Origin of the sequence: Rhizobium sp. Root1203, assembly GCF_001424945.1 — a bacterium.
GTDB lineage: Bacteria > Pseudomonadota > Alphaproteobacteria > Rhizobiales > Rhizobiaceae > Rhizobium.
Genome location: NZ_LMCW01000057.1, coordinates 1 through 4,474, shown reverse-complemented (window position 1 = coordinate 4,474; position 4,474 = coordinate 1). Strand labels below are relative to the sequence as shown.

Annotated in this window: 4 protein-coding genes; 2 read left to right on the top strand and 2 right to left on the bottom strand. The window is 55.6% G+C overall.

Annotated features, from left to right (window positions below; genetic code table 11):
- Nucleotides 1-248: hypothetical protein (locus ASC97_RS34975; protein WP_210171783.1), on the top strand; the 248-nt coding region annotated here is incomplete at its 5' end.
- A gap of 261 nt (nucleotides 249-509) precedes the next feature.
- Here the strand turns inward: ASC97_RS34975 and ASC97_RS29325 are convergent.
- The gene (locus ASC97_RS29325) at nucleotides 510-1,859 is read right to left on the bottom strand and encodes an MFS transporter (protein WP_057471869.1); all 1,350 of its coding nucleotides are present in this window, start codon (nucleotides 1,857-1,859) and stop codon (nucleotides 510-512) included.
- 320 nt (nucleotides 1,860-2,179) lie between these two features.
- On the opposite strand from ASC97_RS29325, the gene ASC97_RS29320 reads away from it, so the two are divergent.
- Nucleotides 2,180-2,980, top strand: coding sequence for an SDR family NAD(P)-dependent oxidoreductase (locus tag ASC97_RS29320; RefSeq protein ID WP_057471868.1), 801 nt, complete (start codon nucleotides 2,180-2,182; stop codon nucleotides 2,978-2,980).
- Between the two features lie 749 nt (nucleotides 2,981-3,729).
- Here ASC97_RS29320 and ASC97_RS29315 read toward each other — a convergent pair.
- A complete protein-coding gene (locus ASC97_RS29315) occupies nucleotides 3,730-4,371 on the bottom strand; it encodes an ABC transporter permease subunit (RefSeq protein ID WP_274534188.1) in 642 nt (213 codons plus the stop codon).
- Nucleotides 4,372-4,474: the final 103 nt, after the last annotated feature.

Sequence of the window (4,474 nt, the reverse complement as noted above, 5' to 3'; positions counted from 1 at the left end):
CGTTCGTCCATACTCAACTGCACAAAAGAGCGGGCCATTCCATCCTCCTGAAATCATGGCCAATATTGTCTCTGTTGCATTTGAAAATGGAATCCACCCCCGCTACACGAAAAGATCGTGTAATCTATCTTATGGAACTGATTGCCATCGAGATTGATTTTCGTAGCGGCGGACTGATTGCAGAAGAATGTCGCGTCCAGCTAGCCCCTACCGCGGCCCGGGGGCATGTCGCAAAAGGGACACCTTAGACATCTACGGCCCGAAATCACGATGCCTTCATCGTTCTCTCGCCTCTCGCAGCAGTAAGTTCTTTGAGAGACCCCCCGCAAGAACTGGTCCGTTTTTCCAAAGATTCAGATCATCGGCTTTCACTTCGTCGCCAGCATCGACAGAGCGACGGCGATGAACTGAACATCTCGCAAAATGTCGTTGCGGCCAGCAGTTGCTGGCCGCAATGAAATATCACTAAGATCGCGTGGCCGTGTTTCTTCGGCCACGGGTGGTCAACATCATTCCTCGAGGTCGCGCCCGACCGTTTCTGGCATCATCCGCATGGTAATAAGAGCCACCAGACAAAGTACGCAGTAGTAACCGGTGAAAAGGAACGGCGAAGCGTAGGCAGTTGCGAAGGTTTTCATATAAGGAGCTGTTGCCCCGAACAGCACAGCCCCGAACGAAGACGGGATGCTCATGACCGTCGGTCGCACGTGGTTCGGGATCTGCTCGTTGACAAATGCGATCTCGGTTGATGCTACAGCAGCGTGCATCGCCAACGCGATCGTCATAGGCAGGGCAATCTGAAGCAGAGATGGGCCGAGCATCAGCTGCAGTGGAAACGCAGCTACCAGCAACCCTGTGAAGCCAATCGTGTAGTTAAACTTGCGCCCTCGGCGGTCGGACACGCGCGCCCAACCGACAACCGCGACCATGTACACCAGTTGCGCGATGAAGGCCGCCCAGAAGGCATCACGCGGGTTCGCGCCGAGTGACGAAATCGCATACTCACTAAACCCGACCTGGAAGGTGTATGCGGTGGTCGAGACGGCGGACCAGATGAGGAGGAGCATCACCACGGTTTTCCGATACTTCCAGACTGTCGGCCAGTAAGCGACCTTCGCCTGCCCGGCAGCCTCCTTCTTCGTAAAAGCGGCCGATTCTCTGATACCTCGGCGCAAGAGAAGGATGAACAGACCGTAGACTGCACCAATAACGAAGGGGATACGCCAGCCCCACTGCTGCATTGCATCGTTATCCAGAAGCGACGTCAGGATCACGCCGAAGATCGTGGCCTGCATGACGCCAAGGTTCATTCCGATGGCGTAGGCGCATGTTTGGGTCGCACGGTGGCGGCGATCTGCAACCTCAGCAATGTATGTGAACGCCGAGATGCTTTCCATCCCGTGTGCGAGCCCCTGAAACAGGCGTGCGGTGACCAGAACCGCAACCGCAAGCAAGCCAATGTCCTGATACGTGGGGGTCAGCGCGATCGCTAGCGAGCCGATCGCAGCAATCGCCAACGACACCAGCATGATCGGCTTACGTCCAAACTTGTCGGCAAGATGTCCGGCGAGCATCGCGCCGATGGGCCTCATGACGAAACCAAGGGCAAAGACCAACAGAGTATTGAGAGTGGCAGCTATCGGGTCATCCGCATGGAAAAACTGCTTGGCAAAAAATGGCGAAAAAGTCGCGAACATCACGTAGTCGTAGTACTCGAACGATACGCCGAGTACGGCTCGGACGACCATTGAGAACCGAGACTTCGTCGACAGCTCGATGTTTTGTTCGACTTCACGTGTTGCAGGACGCAAACCGCTCCGGAGATCCCCATACGCGGTTTGTTTCAAATCAGTCATCATTCCTCCTCCTTTCACCGCAGCGGCGAAAGCCAAGCGCTAAAATCGAGCGGAACCTAACAGGCGGCGTCAGCGTGGACCATAACACGCTGAATTAGCTATAACTGTAAGCTATAAGCCTCTTCACCCGCGGTTGTCCGGGGGCCTTCAGCGCAATAACTTGAAGAAGAACGTTGTCTCTGAACCCCGTCCCTTCGAGCTGAGTCTTGTTCGGCGTTCATCGCGAAAGGCATTCCGCTGCGCCTGTTCCAAGCATGTACGCAGATATACAGCGTCGAAGGCCTCTCCCGCCTCAACAAAGAAACACCAAATTGGAATACTCCATGAGCCTGAAACAGCAGTTCGAAGATAAAGCTATCGTCATCACAGGTGCAGCCCGCGGGATTGGATTGGAGACAGCGCGTATCGCGCTGGAACGCGGCGGCCGCGTCGCGATCGTCGATCTGAAGGAAGAAGGACTCCAGCGCGCAATCGAATCGCTGGGCGATCTTGGGAGGAACGCGATAACGGTGGTTTGCGATGTCGCGAGCCCACAAGCGATTAATAGCGCAACCGACGAGATCATGGATCGGTTCGGCCGGATTGATGTCCTCGTAAACAATGCGGCCGTCAACAGTTACGTCCGGCCTGAAGACATCACCGAGGAAACATGGCACCGTGAGCTGAACGTATGCTTGGGCGGCACATTCTTCTTCGCGCAAGCCGTCGGGAAAGCCTCGATGATTCCCAACCGCAAAGGGGCAATCGTTAACGTAGGCTCGGGAGCTTCGCTTGCAGGTCTTCCCCGTTGTGCTTCCTACGTTGCTGCGAAGCATGGGGTAGTAGGGATAACCCGGGCGCTCGCCGTTGACTGGGGACAGTTCAACATTCGAGTGAACTGCGTTTGTCCCGGCTTCACCTATACCGACCTGTCAAAGGCCATGGCGGAGAAAGACCCGGAAATGATGCGGCAGCGCGAACTGCGTATCCCGCTCAGCCAAGGCGCACAGCCGACGGAAATTGCCGAGACGATCTTGTTTTTCGCATCAGACGCAGCCTTCTCGATCAATGGCGAAGCGATCTCTGTCGACGGAGGAACGCTGGCGATGTCCTCGGGGTTCTCACCGCCGCGGGATCAAATTTAAGCAAAGAAAAGCGGCGGATTCCTCCGCCGCTACCTAACCCCGCGAGCCATCGCCACACAAATCTATTCAATTTAACCTTGGGCCCGATCGACCCGGAGTGTCGAGAAAGTGTGGAAGCCGAAAACGGACGGATGGCGCACAGCTATTCGGAATTTCTGTCGTCCAAGCTCATCATTCTGCTTGCGGACCTAAAAGTACGGGATCGTGTAGCAAACGCCCTAAGCGGCCGGGTCGCTGTCGTCTTCTGCGTGTACCATGGCATAGACATGGTGGCTGACGCAGTCGTCCTCAGCGAGCATGCTCATATTCGAAAGCCGCCTCCATCTTTCGGACTACTAATGGAAGCGCCTGCTGTTCGCGTTGGTGTTCAGGTCACCGAGGCTGAGTTGCCACTCCGTCTTGCGGGCTCGAGCGACCAGTGCGTGGTTGCACTGCGAAAGAGTCGGCGCGGCAGTGAGCCGGCTCCTCAACATAGGCGTTGCTCGAATCAACAGTTTCGTAGAACTGCAGTCCCTGCCCCGTCATAGTGTCAGTTTCCGCCATCGCCAGCATGAACGTCAGCCGGCTGAACCGGTTGGTGCCGTCCGGTTTCGATGCCCGCGGAAAATATCCATGCAAATGGCCTCCCCGCCGATTTATCGGTCTCGCCGGGAACTTCGAGATCGAAAGGTCGCCGTGCTTTAATCAATGTACGGAGAGCTTTTGGCCGCGCCCCCGTCGCGCTGACAAACCGCCGAAAGGCTTTTCTTCTAGCCTTTGCGGGCATTGTAAAACGTGTCTGTGACAAGTGCCAGGAGAAGCAGGGACGCCTTGATTACCATCTGCAGGAAGGATGATATGTTTAAAAGGCTCATCCCGTTGTCGATGGAAGCAAGAAGGATCGCGCCCCCGACAGCACCTATCACTGACCCGATACCTCCCCTCAACGAAATTCCCCCAATGACCGCGGCTGCGATAGCATCGAGTTCCAGATATTGGCCAAGAGCGGGCGTTGATGCCGACAGCCTTGCGGTCATCAATATTCCGCCAATCGCGTAGAAGAAGCCCATCAGCACAAATCCGCCAAGAAGATGCTTCTGGACATCAATGCCGGCGAGCCGCGCTGCTTCCCTGTTTGAGCCTATAAGATAGGCGTTCCTGCCGAAAACCGTTCGCGACATCAGGAACGAAAGGCCCGCCATTATCGCGCCGACCCAGATCGCAGACGTTGGAATACCCTTGTAGCCAGAGAAAATCCAAGCAAGGACCACACAGCAGAGTCCCGCAAAAACGATCTTCACCAACGCGCTTCGTTTGGTTGTAGTCTGACCGCCATCGCTGCGCAGCTCGATCAGTTTCAAGAGAACGATGAGCAAAAATAATACGAGGAGCATTAGTAGCGAGTAGGTCACTGGGACGTATGCGACGTCCACGCCCCATAGATTTTTCGGTTGATCTACGGGCCGTCAAATGAGCTCACCGAAGAGTATCTGACGAGCTCATTGTGAGGCTCTG

Bases quoted from the DNA above. Each gene is read 5' to 3' on its own strand.
- ASC97_RS29325 (WP_057471869.1), bottom strand. From the start codon at position 1,859: ATGATGACTGATTTGAAACAAACCGCGTATGGGGATCTCCGGAGCGGT.
- ASC97_RS29320 (WP_057471868.1), top strand. From the start codon at position 2,180: ATGAGCCTGAAACAGCAGTTCGAAGATAAAGCTATCGTCATCACAGGT.